Origin of the sequence: Leifsonia aquatica H1aii (genome assembly GCF_000633535.1) — a bacterium.
GTDB lineage: Bacteria > Actinomycetota > Actinomycetes > Actinomycetales > Microbacteriaceae > Leifsonia > Leifsonia aquatica_A.
In genome coordinates this window covers 47,047-66,325 of the sequence record NZ_AYMR01000034.1, presented here as the reverse complement: position 1 = coordinate 66,325, position 19,279 = coordinate 47,047, and the positions used below count along the sequence as shown (strand labels likewise).

The window sequence follows — 19,279 nt, the reverse complement described above, 5'->3', positions numbered from 1 at the left end:
GGGCATGCGCCCGCCGCTACACTGACTTCTCTCCGTCGCCTACTTGGCGGCGACCACCTGCAGGGTGATGACAGCCGAGAGGTCGTCGTGCAGACGCACAGTCGCCTCGTGGTCGCCGACGACCTTGATCGCGTTGGGGAGCTCGATCTTGCGCTTGTCGAGCTCGCCGATGCCCGCCGCCTTGACGGCGTCGGCGACATCGCCGGTCTTGACCGAGCCGAACAGACGACCCTCGCGACCGGCCTTCACGACCAGCTTGACCTTGGTGGCCTCGAGCTTCGCCTTGAGGTCCTGCGCCTGCTCGACGGTGTGCAGCTCGCGAGCCGCCCGAGCGGCCTTGATCTGCTCCACCTGCTTCTCGCCACCGCGGCTCCACGTGATCGCGAAGCCCTTCGGGACGAGGTAGTTGCGCGCGTAGCCGTTCTTGACGTCGACGACGTCACCGGCCGATCCGAGGCCGGTGACCTCGTGCGTCAGAATAACTTTCGACATGGGTGATCTCCTTAACGGCCCGAGCCGGCGTAGGGGAGAAGAGCCATCTCGCGCGCGTTCTTGACCGCGCGGGCGATGAGGCGCTGCTCCTGGACGGAGACACCGGTGATACGACGGGCGCGGATCTTTCCACGCTCCGAGATGAACTTGCGCAGGGTTGCGACGTCCTTGTAGTCAATGACTCCGACGCGAACGGACTTCGCGGGGGCGGCGTTCTTGCCGTCCTTGCCCTTGCGGATCGGCTTGCGGCGGTCGCCGCTCGACTTTCCAGCCATGATTTCCTTTGCTTTCTGCCCGACCCGATCACTCCGGGAGGGCTGATGAATGTAAGAGGGCCCTTAGAAAGGGGTCTCGTCGTTGTAGGAACCCGGAGTGTTCCAGACGTCGGCGCCCGCGGACGGGTCGGCGGGGGCGGAGGCGGCCCAGGGCTCCTCGACGGCGGGGGCGCCGCCACCGAATCCACCCGGCGCACGACCGGACGACTGAGCACGGGTCACCTGAGCGGTGGCGTAGCGCAGCGACGGACCGATCTCATCGATCTCGAGTTCGATCGAGGTGCGCTTCTCGCCTTCCTTCGTCTCGTAGGAGCGCTGCTTGAGCCGCCCCTGAGCGATGACACGGGACCCCTTGGTCAGCGAACCGGCGACGTGCTCGGCGAACTCGCGCCAGACACTGGCCCGAAGGAACAGCGCCTCGCCGTCCTTCCACTCGTTCGCCTGACGGTCGAACGTGCGCGGAGTGGACGCGATGGTGAAGTTGGCGACGGCCAGCCCGTTCTGCGTGTAGCGCAGCTCGGGGTCGGCCGTGAGGTTGCCCACCACGGTGATGATGGTCTCGCCGGCCATCGGACTAGGCGCCGACCTTCTCGGTGCCGGCGGAGGCGGCCTTGCGGGCTGCCTTCTCGTCGGCGCGCTTCTGAGCAGCAGCGACCTGAGCGATCGCCTCTTCGGCGCGGAGCACCTTGGTGCGCATGACGGCCTCGCTGAGCTTCAGCTGGCGGTCGAGCTCCTTGGTGGTGTCACCGGTCGCGGTCAGCTGGACGACCGCATAGATGCCCTCGGACTTCTTGTTGATCTCGTAAGCCAGGCGACGGCGACCCCAGATGTCGACGCTGTCGATGGTTCCACCGTCGTTGCGAACGACATTGAGGAACTTGTCAAGGCTGGGAGCAACGGTACGCTCATCGATCTCTGGATCGAGGATGACCATCAGCTCGTACTGATGCATGACTAACCCACCTCCCTTGGTCTCGGCGGCTGCAGACGTTCTGCAGCAGGAGGGTTGTACATCGGTTGTGCGGGCAGAGGTGTGCCCAGGCAACCTCCCTAGGGTACCCGACGCGGCGGTGACATGCCAGCCGAGGGAGTGGACGGAGGGCGGGGGAGCGTCGAGGAGGTTCGTCATACGCCCAGCATCCTCAACGCGGACCAGTGCCGGGGCTGCCGTCGATGATCAGTGGAGAACTCCTCGGTCACCCGCTCTGTGGACTGATCCGTGCCCGCGCGAGCCTCACTGGTCCCGCCACCAGGCGAGCAGGCGACTCTCCGCCTCCTCCGCCCCCAGGGGCCCCTCGTCGAGCCGCAGTTCGAGGAGGTATTTCATCGCCCGTCCGACCTCACGCCCCGGGGCGAGATCGAGGATGCGCATCACCTGCTCGCCGTCGAGGTCCGGGCGGACCGCATCGAGCTCCTCCTGCTCCTGGAGCTCACTGATGCGCTGCTCCAAGTCGTCGTAGGCGAATCCCAACCGGTCGGCCTTTCGACGGTTGCGGGTCGTCACGTCGGCCCGGGTGAGCATGTGCAGCCGCTCCAGCTGGTCGCCGGCGTCCCGGACATAGCGGCGCACCGCCGAATCCGTCCACGCCGCGTCCGCGTAGCCGAAGAAGCGCAGATGCAATTCGATCAACCGCGCCACGGCCTCGATCGTCGCCTTGTCGAAACGCAGCGCGGTCAGCCGCTTCTTCGCCAGCTTCGCTCCGACCACATCGTGGTGGTAGAAGCTGACGGCGCCACCCGGCTCGAACCGCCGGGTCGCAGGCTTGCCGATGTCGTGGAGGATCGCCGCCAGCCGCAGGACCACGTCGGGGTCCGCACCCGGGTGACGCTCCTTCTCGTAGCCGATCGCCTGCTCGAGCACCGTCAGGCTGTGCTCATAGACGTCCTTGTGATGGTGGTGCTCGTCGACTTCCAGGCGCAGGGCCGGGACCTCCGGTAGCACCTCGTCGGCCAGCCCGGTACGGACCAGCAGCTCGATGCCGGGTCGCGGGTCGTCCGCGGCCAGGAGCTTCGTGAGTTCGTCGCGCACGCGCTCGGCGCTGATGATGCGGATGCGGTCCGCCATGCGCGTCATCGCCTCGATCGTGGCCTCGTCCACGGTGAAGCCGAGCTGCGAGGCGAAGCGGGCCGCCCGGAGCATACGGAGCGGGTCGTCACCGAACGAGATCTCCGGGCTCGACGGCGTGGTGATCACGCGCTCCATCAAGTGCTCCACACCCCCGGACGGATCGACCAGGCGCACCTCCGGGACGCGCAGCGCCAACGCGTTGACGGTGAAGTCGCGGCGCAGCAGGTCCCCTTCGAGCGCGTCGCCGAAAACCACCGCGGGCTTGCGGGTCTCGCCGTCGTAGCTGTCGCTGCGATAGGTCGTGATCTCGACGGTGTCGTCGCCGAAGCGCGCGCCGATCGTGCCGAACTGTCGCCCGATGTCCCACACCGCGTCCGCGTGCGACGCGATGACGCGGAGGATCTCGTCGGGACGGGCGTTCGTCGTGAAGTCGAGATCGTGCACGGCCCGCCCCAGCAGGGCGTCGCGCACCGGACCGCCGACGAGCGACAACTCGAGGCCCGCCGCCGCGAAGAGGCCGGCGACACGGGCGACCGTCGGCGAGGCGGCGAGCTCGCCGAGACGTTCGAGGGATTCGGCGACGCTCTGCATGGTGACCCAGTTTACGGGCGCGCTGGCCGGGCTCTCAGGGGGTGGCATCTAGAATCATCGACATGGAGGCCGAGCAGGGATCGCGCGTCGTCGCATGAGCGCAGCCGACCCCACCCTCCTCCGGGGTGCCCGTCGCCCGCGTGCCGGCGGCCGGTTCGGCGCCGTCCTCGGCGCGCTCGCCGCCGCTCTCCTGTTCTTCTCCGGCGCCCCGGCAGCGGCGTCGGCCGCACCGGCCCCGACAGCCGCGCGCAGCAACAGCGCACCGATGGCGACGGCCACGGACTCCGGGTCCGGCCTGACGGCCAGCGTCACCACCGACAATGCCGGCGTGCTCGTGGCCGGACAGGATCTGGTGGTGTCGGTCACCGTCTCGAACACCACGGACGCACCGGTCTCGACCGGAACGGTCGCGGTGTGGCTGGACCCTCGGGCGCAGACGTCACGCGGCGCATTGACCGACTGGCTCGGCTCGGCCGACCCTGTCACAGGATCCACCGCTCTCGGGCAGGCCACCCTCCCGCCGCTGGAGAGCGGGTCGAGCACGGTCGTCACGGTCACGATCCCCGCCGCGGCCGTCCCCTTCGGCACTCGGCCCGATTCCGCGGTGTTCGGCGTGGGCGCCACCGTCGCGGCCGGGAGCGCCAACGCGGAGGCGCGCGGCTCGGTCGTCTGGAGCGCCGCCGACACCGGGACACGCTCGGACGTGGGCGTCGTGATGCCCATCGTCAGCCCCTCCACCGCGGACGGCCTCATCTCCGAGGCCGACCTGACGACGTACACGGCCGCGAACGGCGTCCTCACGCGCGACCTCGACGGGCTCGACGGGCACAGCGCCGTGACGGTGGGCATCGACCCGATGATCATCGCCTCGATCCGCGCTCTCGGGAACGCGGCGCCGGCCACGGCCATCGATTGGCTGGTGCGCCTCGAGGCCCTGCCGAACGAAACCTTCTCACTCGGTTACGGCGACGCCGACCCGACCGGACAGATCCAGGCCGGCGCCACCGGTCCACTCCAACCCACCTCCCTCGGCTACGCCCTCGACGCCAAGAACTTCTCCCCGACACCGACCTCCGTCGGCCAACCCGCACCCACCGCCACGACCAAGACGACCGGGTCGACACCCACGCCGACACCCACGCCGACCTCCGGGCCCGCGTTGCCGACGCTGGAGGACCTCACGGCCTGGGACTTCACCCTCGCCGGGATCGCCTGGCCCGGAGATCAGACGACCAGGGCGGCCGACATCGCCCCGCTTGCGGCGTCGGGGCTCTCGACCGTGCTCGTCTCCGGCGACAACACGAACGCCGGCGATCTCGACAGCACGCCCAATGCCGCCGTGACGACCGCCGGCAGCCAGGTCGTCGCGTCCGACCAGAGGCTCTCCGACGCCCTCCGGTCGGCCATCTCCGCCCCCAGCGACGTGGCGTGGAACACGGCCATGGCCAAGCTCAACGCCCAGCTGCAGCTGATCAGCGCCGAAGGCGGCGATGCGCGCCATCTGCTCATCGGCCTCGACCGGTCCTGGCCATCGAGCGGGACGCAGCTGAAGCGCACCCTCGATTCCCTCTTCTCGTCGCCGTGGGCATCCCCCTCCACGCTGGTCTCGGTGCGGTCGGCACCCGCTACCAGCGGTCTCGCCCTGACGGACGCCCCGGAGTCGCAGACCCGCATCGACTCCATCCGCGCGCTGATGTCCGACGAGACCTCGCTCGGCGCGTTCTCGTCGGTGCTCGACGCCCCGGAGACGCTCACCGGTCAGGTCCGTGCACAGCTGCTGACGCTCCTGGCCGTCTCCTGGCAGAACCCGCGGACCGACTGGACGACCGCGGTGGCCGCCTCGCAGAAGGCCACGGTCAAGACCCTGCACTCGATCCGCATCCTCCCGACCGAGAACATCAACCTCGTGAGTGCGCAGGGATCGATCCCGTTCACAGTCAGCAACGAGCTGACCGGGGAGGCGGCCACGGTCGTCCTCACGGCCGCACCGTCGAACAGCCGGCTCGAGATCGACGACACGGCGACGAAGCGCATCCCCCAGGACTCCCGGGCGACCCTCCTCGTGCCGGTCAAGGCCAAGGTCGGCAACGGACAGGTCGTGATCTCCCTGCACCTGTACAGCCCCACCGGCGTCCCGATCGGCGACCCGACCTCGGTGACGGTGGACGTGCACGCCGATTGGGAAGGCCTCGGCGCGCTGATCCTGGGCATCCTTCTCGTCCTGCTCTTCGGCTTCGGGATCGTCCGGAACATCCTGCGTCGACGCAAGGAGCGCCGTCAGGAGGCGGACACGGATGCCGCAGTGGTCGACGGAGCCCCGGTGCCGGTGAACGACGACGACACCGGCGACGCGGAACCGCGGGATGCAGCCGAGCCGCCGACCCCGGGGGACGACACGCGTGGCTAGCATCGGGCGCGCCAGCGCCATGCTCGCCTCGGGGACGTTCGTCTCGCGCATCCTCGGCTTCGCGAAGGCGTGGCTCCTGGTGAAGGCGATCGGGACCGTCAGTCTGGCGGCGAACGCGTTCGGCACGGCGACCTCCGTGCCGAACAGCCTCTACGCGATCATCGCCCAAGGCATCCTGAACGCCGTCCTCGTCCCCCAGATCGTGCGCGCGTCCGTCAACGCCGACGGCGGCCGTGCCTACATCAACAAACTGGTCACCCTCGGCATCGTGGTGTTCGCGGGCATCACGGTGATCGCGACCATCGCCGCACCGCTCCTGATGAGCCTCTACGGCCTGCGCGACGAGCAGGCACAGCTCGCGACGACCTTCGCCTACTGGTCGCTTCCGCAGATCTTCTTCCTCGGCCTCTACACCCTGCTCGGCGAGGTGCTGAACGCCCGAAAGTCGTTCGGTCCGTTCACCTGGGCACCGGTCGTCAACAACGTGGTGGCGATCGCGACACTCAGCGCGTTCGTCCTGCTGTTCGGGGCGTACTCGAAGGCGGACAACCCTCACGACACCTGGTCGGTCGGCATGATCGCCCTCCTCGCGGGTGGGGCGACGCTCGGAATCGCCGTCCAGGCGCTGATCCTGTTCGTGTTCTGGCGGCGGATCGGCCTGCGCTTCCGTCTGGACTTCGGCTGGCGCGGCGTCAACCTGGGCACGGCGGGGCGGGCAGCCGGCTGGACGTTCGGGATGCTGATCGCCACGCAGCTCGCCGGTCTGGTCGAGCTGAACGTGTCCAACTCGGCCGGCGTCGGCTACGCCGGCTCGTTCGTCATGAACAACGCCTGGCTGATCTTCATGCTGCCGCACGGCATCATCGCGGTGTCGATCGTCACGGCGTACTACACGCGGATGGCCGAACACGCCCATCGCGGGGCGATCACCGACTTCCGCGAGGACTTCTCCAGCGCTGCCCGCTCGATCATGTTCCTGATCGTCTTCTCGTCGGCCGCCCTGATCGTCGTCGCCTACCCGGTCGCCCGCGTGTTCACCTCCAACTACCAGACGATGGGACTGGTGCTGATCGCCTATCTGGTCGGGCTGGTCCCCTTCTCCCTGGTGTTCATGGCCCAGCGAGCCTTCTACTCACTGGGCGACACCCGCACCCCGTTCTTCTTCACGCTCGCCCAGGTCGGCGTCATCATCGCCGGAGTGCTGGCCTGCTTCGCCGTCGGGCCGGAGTGGCGCGCCGCCGCCGTCGCCCTCGTCGTCTCCCTCGCGAGCGTCGTCCAGGCCGTGCTCGCGTTCGCGCTGCTCCGGCGCCGTGTCGGGGGAGTGGACGGCCGGCGGATCGCGAGCGGGCTCTGGCGCTTCCTGCTGGCCGCGCTGGCGGCGGTGATCGCCGGGACCGGATTCCTGGTGCTGCTGGGAGGTGTGGAGCCGGGAGCCTTCCCGGTGAGCGGGATCCTCGGGGCGATCGTCTCGTCTGCCGTCGTCGGCGTGGTGATGCTGATCGTGTACGTCGGATTCCTCGCAATCCTCGGCTCCAGCGACCTGGAGGCGGGAGTCGGTCCAATCCTCGACCGCCTTCGGCGCCGAACTCCACAGGGCGGGTGAGTCGGAATAGCATCCGCCTAGGATGTGTTCTATTGGTCGGTGCCTCCGGTCCCGGAGGTTCCGCAGACAGTCAAGGAGTTCCGCCGTGCGGCAGATCATCATCATCGGTTCCGGCCCTGCCGGGTACACCGCGGCCATCTATGCGGCCCGCGCCAATCTGAAGCCGCTGCTGATCGCCTCCTCCGTCGAGGCCGGTGGCGAGCTGATGAACACCACCGAGGTCGAGAATTTCCCCGGCTTCCCCGACGGGATCATGGGTCCCGACCTCATGTTCAAGATGCAGGCCCAGGCCGAGAAGTTCGGCACAGAGGTCGTGCTCGACGACGTCGTCTCCGTCGACCTGACCGGTGAGGTCAAGACCGTCACCCTCGGCTCCGGCGCCGTCCACGAGGCCCTCTCCGTGATCTTCGCCACCGGCTCCGCCTACCGCAAGCTGGGCCTGGAGGACGAGGAGCGTCTGTCCGGGCACGGTGTCTCGTGGTGCGCCACCTGCGACGGGTTCTTCTTCCGCGAGCGCACGATCGCCGTCGTCGGCGGCGGCGACTCCGCGATGGAGGAGGCCAACTTCCTCACCCGCTTCGCGGACAAGGTCTACGTCATCCACCGTCGCGACAGCCTCCGCGCCTCCAAGATCATGCAGGATCGCGCCTTCGCCAACGAGAAGATCGAGTTCGTCTGGAACTCGGAGGTCATCGGCATCGGCGGCACCGAGCAGGTGCAGCACGTGACGCTGCGCAACCTGGAGACCGGCGTCGAGAGCGAGCTGGAGCTGCAGGGCCTGTTCATCGCGATCGGCAACGACCCGCGCGTGCACCTCGTCCACGGCCAGTTGGATCTGACCGCGGAGGGCACCATCGCCGTCGACGGGCGTTCCTCGAAGACCAACCTGAGCGGCGTCTTCGCCGCCGGCGACGTGATCGACCCGACCTACCGTCAGGCCGTCACGGCCGCGGCGTCGGGCACCGTCGCCGCCCTGGACGCGGAGCACTTCCTCGCTTCGCTCCCTCAGAACCTGCTGGAGAAGGCGGTCGAGCCCGCCTCCAGCGATCGTGAACTCTCGACCACCGCCTAAGGAGAATCAGACAATGTCAGCAGCACGTTCGGTCACGGACGCGACGTTCGAGCAGGACGTCCTCAACAACGAGAAGACCATCCTCGTGGACTTCTGGGCAGAGTGGTGCGGCCCGTGTCGCGCCGTCGGCCCGATCCTCGACCAGATCGCGGCGGAGCACTCCGACAAGATCGAGATCGTCAAGCTCAATGTCGACGAGAACCCGCAGACCGCGGCGAAGTACCAGATCACCTCCATCCCCGCGATGAAGGTGTACCAGGGCGGAGAGGTCGTCAAGACCGTCATCGGCGCCAAGCCGAAGCCCGCCCTCGAAGCCGACCTGGCCGCCTACCTCGCGTAGCCGACCAGCCTCTTCGCAGACCCGTCCGGCGCTCACCCGCCGGGCGGGTCTTTTTCGTATCCGCCGGGTGCCGGGGATTTTTCCCGGGACGCACCACCCAAATAGCATGACTACACGCCACTAGAAATGGAATGACTCGTGACCGAACAGGGCAACCCGCAGCAGCGGGGCAACAATCTGGACCCGTGGTACAGCCACTATGCGCAGCGCACCAGCGGCCTGGCCGCCAGCGAGGTCCGAGCCCTGTTCGCCGTCGCCAGCCGCCCCGAGGTGGTCTCCCTGGCCGGCGGCATGCCCTACGTCGCCGCTCTGCCCGAGGATCTGGTGGTCGGAGCGATGGACCGGGTCATGCGCGAGCGCGGACCGATCGCGCTGCAGTACGGCTCCGGTCAGGGTGTCCCGGCCTTGCGTGAGCAGATCCTCGACGTCATGGCGCTGGAAGGCATCAGCGGAAGCGCGGACGACGTCGTCGTCACGACGGGTTCGCAGCACGCGCTCGAGCTGTTCAGCAAGCTCTTCATCGACCCGGGCGACGTCGTTCTCGCCGAGGGCCCGAGCTACGTCACCGCGATGGTGATCTTCCGCTCGTACCAGGCCGAGGTCGACCACGTCCCGATGGACGAGCACGGCCTCATCCCCGAAGCGCTGCGGGAGCACATCGCCCGGCTCAAGACCGCCGGGCGCCGGGTGAAGTTCCTCTACACCGTTCCGACGTTCCACAATCCCGCCGGCGTCACGCTGTCGTGGGAGCGGCGGCTCGAGATCCTCGAGATCGCGCGCGCCAACGACATCCTCGTGCTGGAGGACAACCCGTACGGCCTGCTCTACTTCGGCGAACGTCCGCCCGCGGCGATGCGCTCCGTCGAGCAGGAGGGCGTCGTCTACCTCGGCACCTTCTCCAAGACCCTCGCTCCGGGCTTCCGGGTCGGCTGGGCGCTCGCACCGCACGCCATCCGCGAGAAGCTCATCCTCGCCAACGAGGCGGCGGTCCTGAGCCCGAGCTCGTTCAGTCAGCTGGTCATCTCCGAGTACCTGCGCGATGCGGACTGGAAAGGCCAGATCGACACCTTCCGCGGCGTCTATCGCGAGCGCAAGGAGGCGATGATCTCGGCCCTCGAGGAGTATCTGCCCGAGTTGAGCTGGACGAACCCCAACGGCGGCTTCTACGTCTGGCTCACGCTTCCGTCGCACCTGGATTCCAAGGCCATGCTGCCGCGCGCCGTGACCGAGCTCGTGGCCTACACCCCGGGGACCGCGTTCTACGGCGACGGTTCGGGCGCCCAGAACATCCGGCTCTCGTTCTGCTACCCGACCCCGGAGAACATCCGGGTCGGCGTCCGCCGGCTCGCCACCGTGATCAACGGCGAGCAGGATCTGCTCGACACCTTCGCGGGGACGGGCCCGCTCACCGCCGCTCGTCCCACCCGGACCAGCGCCAACCCGCCGACCGACCTGCGCTGAGCGCGCAACGAGAAAGAGCTGATCATGGCAGAAAAAGAAGCCCCCGACGCCCTCGACATCATCGTGCTCGCCGGCGGGATCTCGCACGAACGGGACATCTCGCTGCGCAGCGGCCGCCGGGTGGCGGACGGCCTCAACTCGCTCGGCCATCGGGTGAGCGTCCGTGAGCCGGACGGCTCCCTGCTCGGGTTCCTGACCGACTCGCGCCCGGACGTCGTCTGGCCCGCCCTGCACGGCGCGAGCGGTGAGGACGGCGCCCTGCGCGCACTGCTCGAGCTGACCGGCATCCCCTTCGTGGGCTCGCGGACCGACTCATCCCGGCTGGCCTGGTCAAAGCCGACCGCGAAGGCGATCGTCGCCCGCGCGGGAGTCGCGACCCCGGATTCGGTCACGCTGCCGAAGGAGACCTTCCGCGAGCTCGGGGCGAACAGCGTCCTGTCGACGATCATCGACGGACTCGGCATGCCCGTCGTGGTGAAGCCCGCTCAGGGCGGATCCGCTCAGGGCGTGACGATCGTGACGGCCGCGGAGGAACTCCCGCGTGCCATGGTCGACGCCTACACGTACGCCGAGGTCGCGCTGATCGAGCGCAAGGTCGAGGGTGTGGAGGTGTCCGTCGCCGTCATCGACACCGGCGACGGCGTCGAGGCGCTTCCCGCCGTCGAGATCGAACCCGTCGACGGTGCGTACACCTTCGACGCCCGGTACAACGCGGGGGAGACCCGGTTCTACGTTCCCGCCCGACTGGCTCCGGACGTCGCCGAGGCCGTCGCCGAGGCCGCGTCCACCGCCCACGGTGCGCTGGGCCTGCGGCACCTGTCGCGGATCGACCTCATCGTGGACGAAGCAGGAGTGCCGTGGTTCCTCGAGGCGAACGTGCTCCCCGGCCTGACGGAGACCTCGATCATGCCGCAGGCGATCGCCGCGTCGGGTCGGGATCTCGGCGAGGTCTACGCCGCTCTGGCCATCGCGGCCATCGCCGAGGGCTGACTCCGTCCGACCCCGTCGTCGGCCGTCGGATCCGCCGGCCCAGCTGCCTCAGTTGTAGCTGGGCTGGCCGATCTCGTCGAGGATGCGGTTCAGGTCCTGGATCGTCGCGAAATCCACCACGATCTGGCCTTTTCGTGCGCCGAGGGTGATCTTCACGCGGGTGTTCAGGCGGTCGCCGAGCTTCTCGGCGATCTCATCGAGGTGTCCGCGGTGCTTTCCGGGAGTCGCCTTCGAGCGGGCCGGCTTGGGGCTCTTGCTGGCAACCGCCTCCGCCGCGCGTACGGAGAGGTCCTCGTTGACGATCTTGTCGGCGAGCTTGACCATCGCCTCCTCACCCTCGCCCAGGGAGAGAATGGCGCGGGCGTGCCCGGCACTGAGGACGCCGGCCGCGACGCGACTCTGTACCGGAGCGGGGAGCTTCAGCAGCCGGATCGTGTTCGTGATCTGCGGACGCGAGCGTCCGATGCGGGTGGCGAGCTCGTCCTGCGTGATGCCGAAGTCAGCGAGGAGCTGCTGGTAGGCGGAGGCCTCTTCGAGCGGGTTCAGCTGCGACCGGTGCAGGTTCTCGAGAAGGGCGTCGCGGAGCATCGCGTCGTCCGCCGTGTCCTTGATGACGGCAGGGATGTTCGCGAGCCCGAGCTCCTTGGTCGCGCGCAGCCGGCGCTCGCCCATGATGAGTTCGTACTTGTCGGCCTGTCCGGCGAGGGGGCGGACGACGACGGGCTGCAGGACTCCGACCTCACGGATGCTCGCGATGAGCTCATCGAGAGCATCCTGGTCGAACTCGGTGCGCGGCTGCACCGGGTTCGGCACGATGTCGGCGGGGGAGAGGTAGGCCAGTCGGGCGCCGGGGACGGCGACGAGCTCATCGGAGACCTGGGCGGTGGAGTCCGGGAAGAACACGTCCACGGGGCGCGCCGACTGGTCCGACGTCGGGATCAGGGCGCCGATTCCGCGGCCCAGGCCGGTTCGCTTCGCTGCCATTAGCGGGGTGCTCCTCTTCGTGCGATTTCTGCGGCCGCTTCGAGGTACGACAGCGAGCCGGACGAGTTGGCGTCGTAGCTGATCACGCTCTGACCGTAGCTCGGTGCCTCCGAGATGCGGACCGAGCGGGGGATGATCGTGTCGAGGACCTCGTCGGGGAAGTGCTCGCGGACATCGGCCGCGACCTGGTGCGCGAGATTGGTCCGCGAGTCGTACATCGTCAGCAGGATCGTCGAGACGCGGAGCTTGGGGTTCAGGTGCCGTTCGATCAGCTGGATGTTCTTGAGCAGCTGGCTCAGGCCCTCCAGCGCGTAATACTCGCACTGGATCGGGATCAGCACCTCCGTCGCCGCCACGAAGGCGTTGATCGTAAGGAGCCCCAGCGACGGCGGGCAGTCGATCAGAACGTAGTCGATGTCGTACTCGTCGAGGAAGCGCTTCAGAGCGCGCTCGAGACGCTGCTCACGGGCCACCATCGACACGAGCTCGATCTCCGCGCCGGCGAGATCGATGGTCGCTGGAATGACGAACAGCCCGTCGAACTCCGGGCTCTTCTGGATGACCTCTTCGAGCTCCTTGTCGTCGACGATCACGTCGTAAACGCTCGGGGTGCCCTCGCGATGCTCGACACTCAACGCGGTGGAGGCGTTCCCCTGCGGATCCAGGTCGATCACCAGAACCCGCGCACCGGACTTCGCCAGCGCCGCCGACAGGTTCACCACGGTGGTCGTCTTGCCGACCCCGCCCTTCTGGTTGGAGATCGTGAATACGCGAGTCCGGGAGGGGAGGGGAAGAGTTGTCGATGCGATCGCTTGCCTCCTGCGCGCGAGTTCCTCGATCTCCCGAGCCAGGGGGGTCGATTCATCGAAGGCGGGCTGCTCCGCCTCGATGGACGGATCCTGGTCCGGTTGTTTCACGTGAAACCTCGTCGCTCGATCGGGTGCGCCGCACCGGTTTTCTCGGGACTGCGCGCCGAGGGCGCGCCACTGTTCAACTCTAGCTTGCCCATCCGACTCGCTCCCCCTGGTGTAGCCGTCGGTGCTGGCATCCGGGTACGGCTCGACCGGCCGAAGGGGACCGCTCGCCGGCGGCCACCGCATCCCAGGCCCGGGCTCGCTCCTCATCCGACCGGACCCCTGTGCCGCTCGACGCGCGCAGTGCCGCGGTCGCGGATGTGCGCTGATGCCGTCGCATGTCGCCGCCCCGGGGGTGAGTAGGTGGTTGGGAGGAGGGGTCGACGGGGAAGTGCGGGGAGGAGGCGGCTGGCGGGAAGGAGACGACGAATAGCGGGAAGGAGACGACTAGCGAGAACGAGACGAATAGCGGGAAGGAGACGACTCCTGGAGAGGAGTGCGGAGTCAGGGGGAAGGTCAATGCCGGGAGCGGAGTGCGTAGCCGGGGGAGAGGGGCACAGCCGGGGCGACGGGGCACGGCCGGGGCGCGGTGCGGGGTGAGAGAAGATGTCCTTGCCGCCGCGCTCGAGATCGGCATCGCCGGCTCCAGCTCCGGATCCGGCTCCGGCATCAGCAAGGGCATTCCACACGGCATCGCCGTCAGTTTCGGTGCCGCACCGGTTTCGGCTCCGGCTCGAACTCCGGCTCGAACTCCGGTGCGGACCCCGGCTCCAGCACCAGCACAATGCCGTTCCCGCTGGGATCAGCGGGAGCTGTGGGACGACGCACGGTCGACACGCCAGAAGCCAGCGGCTGGCAGCGGCTCTGGGCGAGACGGCGGGCAGGTGGAGCGCGCGGGCAACAGCCCCTCCGCGATCTGAAGCTGTCGCGAATGCGCGCGCGACACCGGGCTCCAGGACGGAGAGTGGGCCTGCCGCTACCCGCATCAACGTGTCCCGACCTGAGCGTTCGGGCGCTGCTCGATCACCCTCGACTCTTCCCTCGGTTGCCGATGAGGGAGTGCGGAGTGGATTCAACGCTGCCACCCGGCGCGGGATGTTTCACGTGAAACTGAGGGCGGAGTCGTACGTTTCACGTGAAAGGGTGGATGGCGCCGCGTGGGCCGGTGCGGTCGCTCGTGATTCGAGGGTGCGCGGTCCGTACTCAGCCTCCGCGTGGCGTCGAACGTGCGGGACAAGCAACGACGGCCCAGCGTCTCGGCCGCCACCCATCGGGCACCGACGGGCCAGCTCGGCCGCCCGGGCTATCGATCCAAGCGACCGCCCCGGCGGCAGGACCCTTGACCGGCGTAGGCCACCGCACCGTGGCGCGGAGGCGGCGCGCGTGACGGTGGCGCACCACCGGCGGCCGTACGACCCAGGGAACACGACGCGTGGATGGGCAAGACCGCGCGGCGCACGCACGAAGCCCTCACTCACTCACGGGATGCCAGCACTCCGGTGAGCGCAACGACGTGCACACGTGACCGTTCGCGCCGTCCCCTTTCGCGCGACGATCGCGCCCAGGGCCCCGATCTTCACGATCGTCTCCGCTCGACTCATCACACGCCGGCCGGGGGAGCAGTGAAACTGACGGGACCGTAGGGCGCGGTTTCACGTGAAACATGTGCGTGAGGCACTCACGGCGGCGTCCGGCATCGCGGCGGCGGCTCAGTAGGGCACGCGGTACCGGCGGGCGACGTCTCCGTGAGGCACACCCTGACTCGGGACAGATGAAGAGGGCGGCAGCACGAAGGGGGTCCGGTCCCTCGGCACAGCATGCCCGAGCGGATCGCGCCCACGCTACAACCGCCTCCCACGATTGCAGGTGTTTCACGTGAAACGCGTGGACTGCTGGAACGACCCCACCCCCGCTATGCTGCAACTCCATCCGGCAGGGAACTGACGTCTACAATGAACGCATCCGACTCGCGGCCGTCACGAGCTGACCGCTGGCTTCACGTGAAACGCTCTCTTCGAAGAGAGAACGGGCCTACCCACTCACCCAGCCGCGCGGCGGCGGACCAGCCCAGCCTCCCCTCTCTACTCCGGCTCTACCGAGAGTGGGACTGATCAAGCCCCATCGACGCGGCATCGATGGCATGCCCGTCCGCCGTCGGCCTGACTGTGACCACCGGCCAAGGCCACGAGTACACACAAGCGGGCGGACCACAGGATGTAGCCCGAGCTCCCTTCGGTCCGCCACCCGAAGACCGACTCCGGCGACACCGCGCGCCGCGCGCGTCGGCCAACGCGCGAGAGAGCGGGGGAGCGAGAGAGTAGCAGAATGGGGGAGCGGGGCAGGCAGAGCCGAAGGAGATCGACGGGAACCTGCCGGAGCAGCCGAAGAGGGCGGGCGGGCCGATCACCGCCGAGGCCGCGTCCGCGTCTTCCGCGCGCTGCGGACCGAAGATCCTGCAGCGCACGATCCTGCCGGCGTCCGCGACGGGAGCGCTACCCCAGCCGGCAGCGCGCAGAAACATGGACGGACCGATCGCCCGGACAGCGCCGACGAACTCGCACCGAGCGGTTCACCGGTCGACCTCCACGCTGTCGGGGGAGTGCATCGACATCCATACCTCCCACTCAGCGGAACGGACGCGCGACCTCCATCCACCGCTACCGAACAGGTCGAGGGAAACGGCACTGGTGCGACGCGATCGGGCCTCACATCGTGCACCTCGGGACGAGAAACAGCCGAAAAACAGCCGAAAACGTTGCGCCCGAGTCTCTCGAAACGCCCGGAGGATGGCTCTCTCAGCGCCGAAACACCCTGCTTCCGCGCTCACAGAGCCATTCTGCGCATGAAGCCACCGCGGCGATCCGCTCGGAATCCGCTTGGCCGGCACCGATATCCGGTCGAAAACCGGGTCGCGGGCGCCGCCCTCAGCGCACCGTGGCGCGAATGACCCGGGTGACCTCATCGAGGACGCCGTCGCCGAGGACCTCGACTGTCACGTCGTGGACGCGGAACCGGCGGATCTCCTTGGCGGCCGCGTCGACCTCCGCCTGCGCGCCGGCACCCTTCATGAGGACGAGCTCGCCGCCGTCCCTCAGGAGCGGGGCGGTGAGGGGAAGGAGCTTGCGGAAAGCGCTCACGGCCCGCGCGGTGACCTGATCCAGCGGAGCCTCCAGCTTCACGTCCTCGGCACGGGCACGGACGACATGCACATTCGAGAGTCCGAGCTCGTCGACCTGCTCGCTGAGCCAGGCGATCCGGCGCTCCATCGGCTCGATGAGCACGAACGAGACATCGGGACGAGCGATCGCCAGAACGAGACCGGGCAGTCCGGCGCCGCTGCCGATGTCGCCGACCACGCCGGGCCGGAGCAGCGGAGCGACGATCGCGCAGTTCAGGATGTGGCGGGACCAGAGCCGGGGGAGTTCGAGCGGACCGATCAGCCCACGCTCCTCGCCCTGCGCGGCAAGGTTCTCAGTGAACGTTCGAGCAACATCCAGGCGTGCGCCGAAGAGAAGCGCAGCGGCGGCGGGCTCGGCCTCGAGTGAATCCGTCACGGCGGCGCGCGGAATCAGGCCGCGGTGATGACCGTGTGACGGTCACGACCCTCGCCACGCGAGTTCGAGACGAAGCCCCGGTCGGAGACGATGTCGTGCACCAGCTTGCGCTCGTACGAAGACATCGGGGGCAGCGCCGCCTCGGCAGCGCCCTCGTCGATCCGGGCGATCGCCCGCTCCACGAGGATCCCGAGCTCCGCCTGGCGGGCATCGCGCGAACCGGCGATGTCCAGGATCAGTCGCGAGAAACCGCCGGTCTGGTTCTGCACGGCGAGACGAGTCAGCTCCTGCAGGGCGGCGACAGTGTCCGGCTTCGACAGCAGCTGCAGGTTGGTGCCGTCCTCCGCGTTCACCGAGATGTAGGCGCGTCCATTGCGGGCGTCGATGTCGATATCGCCGTCGATGTCGGCGATGTCGAGGAGCTCCTCGATGTAATCCGCGGCGATGTCGCCTTCACGGTCGAGCTCTCCGGGCGTCGGCTCCGAGCTCTCACCGTCGGCGAGTTCGGGCGCCGTCGTCGCGGCCTCCTCGATCTCGGCGTCCGCGGTCGGAAGAGAATTCGTCTCGGTCTGCACGTCGGTCATGGCTGTCCCTACTTCTTTCCGGCCTGCTTCTTGGCGCGGTTCTTGCTCACCGGCTGAACCCGCTGCGTGGTGATGGGCTTCTCCGGCTGCGCTTCTTCGATGGTGAGGACGATCGAGCCGTCCTGCGCGACGAGCTTGCCCTTCTTCGCGAGGCGGGCCTCACGCGCCTTGGCGGCGTCGGAACCGGGGGTCGGCATGTTGCGGATGACCAGGAACTGCTGGCCCATGGTCCAGATGTTCGAGGTGAGCCAGTAGAACATGACACCGAGCGGGAAGGCGAAGCCCGAGAACAGGAACACGAAGGGGAGCAGGTAGAGCAGGATCCGCTGCTGCTTGAACTGCGGGCTGGCCTTGGTCTCCGGCGACATGTTCTTGGAGACGATCTGCAGCTGGGTGAGGAACTGCGAGCCGGTCATCAGCACGACCATCACGGCGGCGATGACCATGACGACGACCTGCGGCGGGTTGGCGTTCATCGCGCCCTGGAAGCTCTGGTGCAGCGGAGCCACACCGAACAGGCTGGCACCGCCGAACTGGACCGCGAGCGCCTCGTTGAGCGGGCCGACGCCGGCGTGGCCGCTCTGGGCGCCGTTGAGCACCTGGAACAGCGAGAAGAAGATCGGCATCTGGAGCAGGAGCGGGAGGCAGGAGCTCAGCGGGTTCGTGCCCGTCTTCTTGTACAGCTCCATGGTCTCGCGGGACATGGCCTCACGCGAGAACTGGTCCTTCTTGCCCTTGTACTTGTCCTGGATCTTCTTCAGCTGCGGCGCCACCTCGAGCATGCGGCGCTGGTTCTTGATCTGACGGACGAAGATCGGGATGAGGGCGGCGCGGACGACGACGGTGAGGCCCACGATCGACAGCACCCAGGTGAGTCCGGCGGCCGGGTCGAGCCCGATCTGCGAGAACAGCCAGTGGAAGGCGACCAGGATCAGCTCCACGACCCATTTGATGGGCCAGAGGATCGTACCGATGAAGTCCATGTCTGCTTACTAAGCCTTTCCGTGGCTAAGAATACTGTGCTGCCCGCCGGCGCCGCCCGGCCGGGTGAAGCCGTTCGGTCCCGTGCTGTCCGCACGTCGAGCCACGACGAAACCGAAGGGGGTGACGCGATAGCGCTGCATCTTCTTCGCGGGGACGTCGTCGACCCCTCCCGCCGCCCACGGATGGCAGCGGGCGATGCGGCGCGCTCCCAGAGCGCTCCCCACGATCACTCCGTGCTGTTGAATGGCCTGCAGCGCGTAAGACGAGCACGAGGGGTAGTAGCGGCAGACGTCTCCGTAGAGCGGTGAGATGACCGCGCGATACGCTCGCAGGATCAGCACGGCGATGTTCCGCGGAACGAGCAGAACTGCGGTGATCGCGGCGTACATGGACGGACACTGCCCTTATCTGGTGGAACTACGGCGAACGTAGCGGCTGACGGCTCGGCTGACCTCTTCGTGCAGGGTAGCCCACCGCGCCTCCGCAGAAGCTGGTAATGCTCTGATCACGATGTCCACTCCGCCCACCGTCGCCGCGCTCTCGCGAAGCGCCGGGACCAGCTCGTAAGCGGCCGCCTTGAGGCGGCGGCGCACGAGGTTGCGGCGCACGGCGTTCCCGACGGCCTTGCTCACGATGAAACCGAATCGCACCACGTCGGGGTCGGAGTTCGGACGGACGTACGCGACCGTGTTCTCCGCGGTGAAACGGGAACCCTTGCGCACCGTCGCCCGGTAGTCCGCCCCCCGCGTGATGCGATTGGCTTTCGCGAGCACCGGTCGGGTCTAGGCCGAGATCTTCTCGCGGCCCTTGGAGCGGCGAGCCGACAGGATGGCGCGGCCGGCACGCGTACGCATGCGGAGGCGGAAGCCGTGCTTCTTGGCACGCTTGCGGTTGTTCGGCTGGAACGTTCTCTTGCTCATAATCTCTATCTCCGTGGTGGTCGCTTCGCAGGCCGGTGCTGATGGATGTAACCAGCACGGGGAGGCCAGAAAAGTTTCAGGGCAGCCTGAACGGCTGAAG

19 protein-coding genes are annotated in these 19,279 nt (G+C 68.1%); 6 read left to right on the top strand and 13 right to left on the bottom strand.

What is annotated here, in order from left to right; genetic code table 11:
- Positions 1 to 39 precede the first annotated feature (39 nt).
- The 5 genes from rplI to U870_RS0120680 form a co-directional block, all read right to left on the bottom strand.
- Positions 40 to 492 carry a 50S ribosomal protein L9 gene (rplI, locus tag U870_RS0120700; protein WP_025159265.1) on the bottom strand — a complete coding sequence of 151 codons (453 nt, stop codon included), beginning with the start codon at positions 490 to 492 and terminating at the stop codon, positions 40 to 42.
- 11 nt (positions 493 to 503) lie between these two features.
- A complete protein-coding gene (gene rpsR / locus U870_RS0120695; RefSeq protein ID WP_018189012.1) occupies positions 504 to 767 on the bottom strand; it encodes a 30S ribosomal protein S18 in 264 nt (87 codons plus the stop codon).
- Between the two features lie 63 nt (positions 768 to 830).
- Positions 831 to 1,337 (bottom strand): single-stranded DNA-binding protein, encoded by a 507-nt coding sequence (locus tag U870_RS0120690; protein WP_025159264.1) that lies wholly within the window; start codon positions 1,335 to 1,337, stop codon positions 831 to 833.
- 4 nt (positions 1,338 to 1,341) lie between these two features.
- Positions 1,342 to 1,719, bottom strand: a complete 378-nt coding sequence (gene rpsF, locus U870_RS0120685) for a 30S ribosomal protein S6 (RefSeq protein WP_025159263.1) — start codon at positions 1,717 to 1,719, stop codon at positions 1,342 to 1,344.
- Between the two features lie 282 nt (positions 1,720 to 2,001).
- The gene (locus U870_RS0120680; RefSeq protein WP_025159262.1) at positions 2,002 to 3,426 is read right to left on the bottom strand and encodes a CCA tRNA nucleotidyltransferase; all 1,425 of its coding nucleotides are present in this window, start codon (positions 3,424 to 3,426) and stop codon (positions 2,002 to 2,004) included.
- Positions 3,427 to 3,520: 94 nt separating this feature from the next.
- On the opposite strand from U870_RS0120680, the gene U870_RS0120675 reads away from it, so the two are divergent.
- From U870_RS0120675 to U870_RS0120650, 6 genes are all read left to right on the top strand, one after another.
- Positions 3,521 to 5,833, top strand: coding sequence for a DUF6049 family protein (locus U870_RS0120675; protein ID WP_025159261.1), 2,313 nt, complete (start codon positions 3,521 to 3,523; stop codon positions 5,831 to 5,833).
- Positions 5,826 to 7,436 (top strand): murein biosynthesis integral membrane protein MurJ, encoded by a 1,611-nt coding sequence (gene murJ / locus U870_RS0120670; RefSeq protein ID WP_025159260.1) that lies wholly within the window; start codon positions 5,826 to 5,828, stop codon positions 7,434 to 7,436. The genes U870_RS0120675 and murJ overlap by 8 nt, the downstream gene beginning before the upstream one ends.
- An 85-nt stretch (positions 7,437 to 7,521) precedes the next feature.
- Positions 7,522 to 8,508 (top strand): thioredoxin-disulfide reductase, encoded by a 987-nt coding sequence (gene trxB / locus U870_RS0120665; RefSeq protein WP_025159259.1) that lies wholly within the window; start codon positions 7,522 to 7,524, stop codon positions 8,506 to 8,508.
- A 13-nt stretch (positions 8,509 to 8,521) separates the two neighbouring features.
- Positions 8,522 to 8,848: a thioredoxin gene (trxA, locus tag U870_RS0120660; protein WP_021763557.1), complete on the top strand. Its 327-nt coding sequence runs from the start codon at positions 8,522 to 8,524 to the stop codon at positions 8,846 to 8,848.
- Positions 8,849 to 8,986: 138 nt separating this feature from the next.
- A complete protein-coding gene (locus U870_RS0120655) occupies positions 8,987 to 10,309 on the top strand; it encodes a PLP-dependent aminotransferase family protein (protein WP_025159258.1) in 1,323 nt (440 codons plus the stop codon).
- A 24-nt stretch (positions 10,310 to 10,333) separates the two neighbouring features.
- Entirely contained in the window at positions 10,334 to 11,299 is a 966-nt protein-coding gene (locus U870_RS0120650; RefSeq protein WP_025159257.1) for a D-alanine--D-alanine ligase family protein, read from the top strand.
- 48 nt (positions 11,300 to 11,347) lie between these two features.
- Here the strand turns inward: U870_RS0120650 and U870_RS0120645 are convergent, their stop codons facing one another.
- The 8 genes from U870_RS0120645 to rpmH all read right to left on the bottom strand — a co-directional run bounded on the left by U870_RS0120645 (position 11,348) and on the right by rpmH (position 19,179).
- Entirely contained in the window at positions 11,348 to 12,283 is a 936-nt protein-coding gene (locus tag U870_RS0120645) for a ParB/RepB/Spo0J family partition protein (protein WP_025159256.1), read from the bottom strand.
- Positions 12,283 to 13,200 carry a ParA family protein gene (locus U870_RS0120640; RefSeq protein WP_025159255.1) on the bottom strand — a complete coding sequence of 306 codons (918 nt, stop codon included), beginning with the start codon at positions 13,198 to 13,200 and terminating at the stop codon, positions 12,283 to 12,285. Before U870_RS0120640 ends, U870_RS0120645 begins: the two co-directional genes overlap by 1 nt.
- Before the next feature lie 2,861 nt (positions 13,201 to 16,061).
- Entirely contained in the window at positions 16,062 to 16,691 is a 630-nt protein-coding gene (gene rsmG / locus U870_RS0120630; protein WP_025159254.1) for a 16S rRNA (guanine(527)-N(7))-methyltransferase RsmG, read from the bottom strand.
- A gap of 14 nt (positions 16,692 to 16,705) precedes the next feature.
- Complete coding sequence (locus tag U870_RS0120625) at positions 16,706 to 17,275, bottom strand: protein jag (RefSeq protein WP_025159253.1); 570 nt, start codon at positions 17,273 to 17,275, stop codon at positions 16,706 to 16,708.
- 8 nt (positions 17,276 to 17,283) lie between these two features.
- Positions 17,284 to 18,258, bottom strand: a complete 975-nt coding sequence (gene yidC, locus U870_RS0120620; protein ID WP_025159252.1) for a membrane protein insertase YidC — start codon at positions 18,256 to 18,258, stop codon at positions 17,284 to 17,286.
- Positions 18,259 to 18,267: 9 nt separating this feature from the next.
- On the bottom strand, positions 18,268 to 18,648 hold the full coding sequence (gene yidD / locus U870_RS0120615) for a membrane protein insertion efficiency factor YidD (protein ID WP_025159251.1): 381 nt from the start codon (positions 18,646 to 18,648) through the stop codon (positions 18,268 to 18,270).
- A gap of 15 nt (positions 18,649 to 18,663) precedes the next feature.
- The gene (gene rnpA / locus U870_RS0120610; protein ID WP_025159250.1) at positions 18,664 to 19,032 is read right to left on the bottom strand and encodes a ribonuclease P protein component; all 369 of its coding nucleotides are present in this window, start codon (positions 19,030 to 19,032) and stop codon (positions 18,664 to 18,666) included.
- Between the two features lie 9 nt (positions 19,033 to 19,041).
- Positions 19,042 to 19,179: a 50S ribosomal protein L34 gene (rpmH, locus tag U870_RS0120605; protein WP_025159249.1), complete on the bottom strand. Its 138-nt coding sequence runs from the start codon at positions 19,177 to 19,179 to the stop codon at positions 19,042 to 19,044.
- Positions 19,180 to 19,279: the final 100 nt, after the last annotated feature.

Bases quoted from the DNA above. Each gene is read 5' to 3' on its own strand.
- rplI (WP_025159265.1), bottom strand. From the start codon at position 492: ATGTCGAAAGTTATTCTGACGCACGAGGTCACCGGCCTCGGATCGGCC.
- rpsR (WP_018189012.1), bottom strand. From the start codon at position 767: ATGGCTGGAAAGTCGAGCGGCGACCGCCGCAAGCCGATCCGCAAGGGC.
- U870_RS0120690 (WP_025159264.1), bottom strand. From the start codon at position 1,337: ATGGCCGGCGAGACCATCATCACCGTGGTGGGCAACCTCACGGCCGAC.
- rpsF (WP_025159263.1), bottom strand. From the start codon at position 1,719: ATGCATCAGTACGAGCTGATGGTCATCCTCGATCCAGAGATCGATGAG.
- U870_RS0120680 (WP_025159262.1), bottom strand. From the start codon at position 3,426: ATGCAGAGCGTCGCCGAATCCCTCGAACGTCTCGGCGAGCTCGCCGCC.
- U870_RS0120675 (WP_025159261.1), top strand. From the start codon at position 3,521: ATGAGCGCAGCCGACCCCACCCTCCTCCGGGGTGCCCGTCGCCCGCGT.
- trxA (WP_021763557.1), top strand. From the start codon at position 8,522: ATGTCAGCAGCACGTTCGGTCACGGACGCGACGTTCGAGCAGGACGTC.
- U870_RS0120650 (WP_025159257.1), top strand. From the start codon at position 10,334: ATGGCAGAAAAAGAAGCCCCCGACGCCCTCGACATCATCGTGCTCGCC.
- U870_RS0120645 (WP_025159256.1), bottom strand. From the start codon at position 12,283: ATGGCAGCGAAGCGAACCGGCCTGGGCCGCGGAATCGGCGCCCTGATC.
- U870_RS0120625 (WP_025159253.1), bottom strand. From the start codon at position 17,275: ATGACCGACGTGCAGACCGAGACGAATTCTCTTCCGACCGCGGACGCC.
- yidC (WP_025159252.1), bottom strand. From the start codon at position 18,258: ATGGACTTCATCGGTACGATCCTCTGGCCCATCAAATGGGTCGTGGAG.
- yidD (WP_025159251.1), bottom strand. From the start codon at position 18,648: ATGTACGCCGCGATCACCGCAGTTCTGCTCGTTCCGCGGAACATCGCC.
- rpmH (WP_025159249.1), bottom strand. From the start codon at position 19,179: ATGAGCAAGAGAACGTTCCAGCCGAACAACCGCAAGCGTGCCAAGAAG.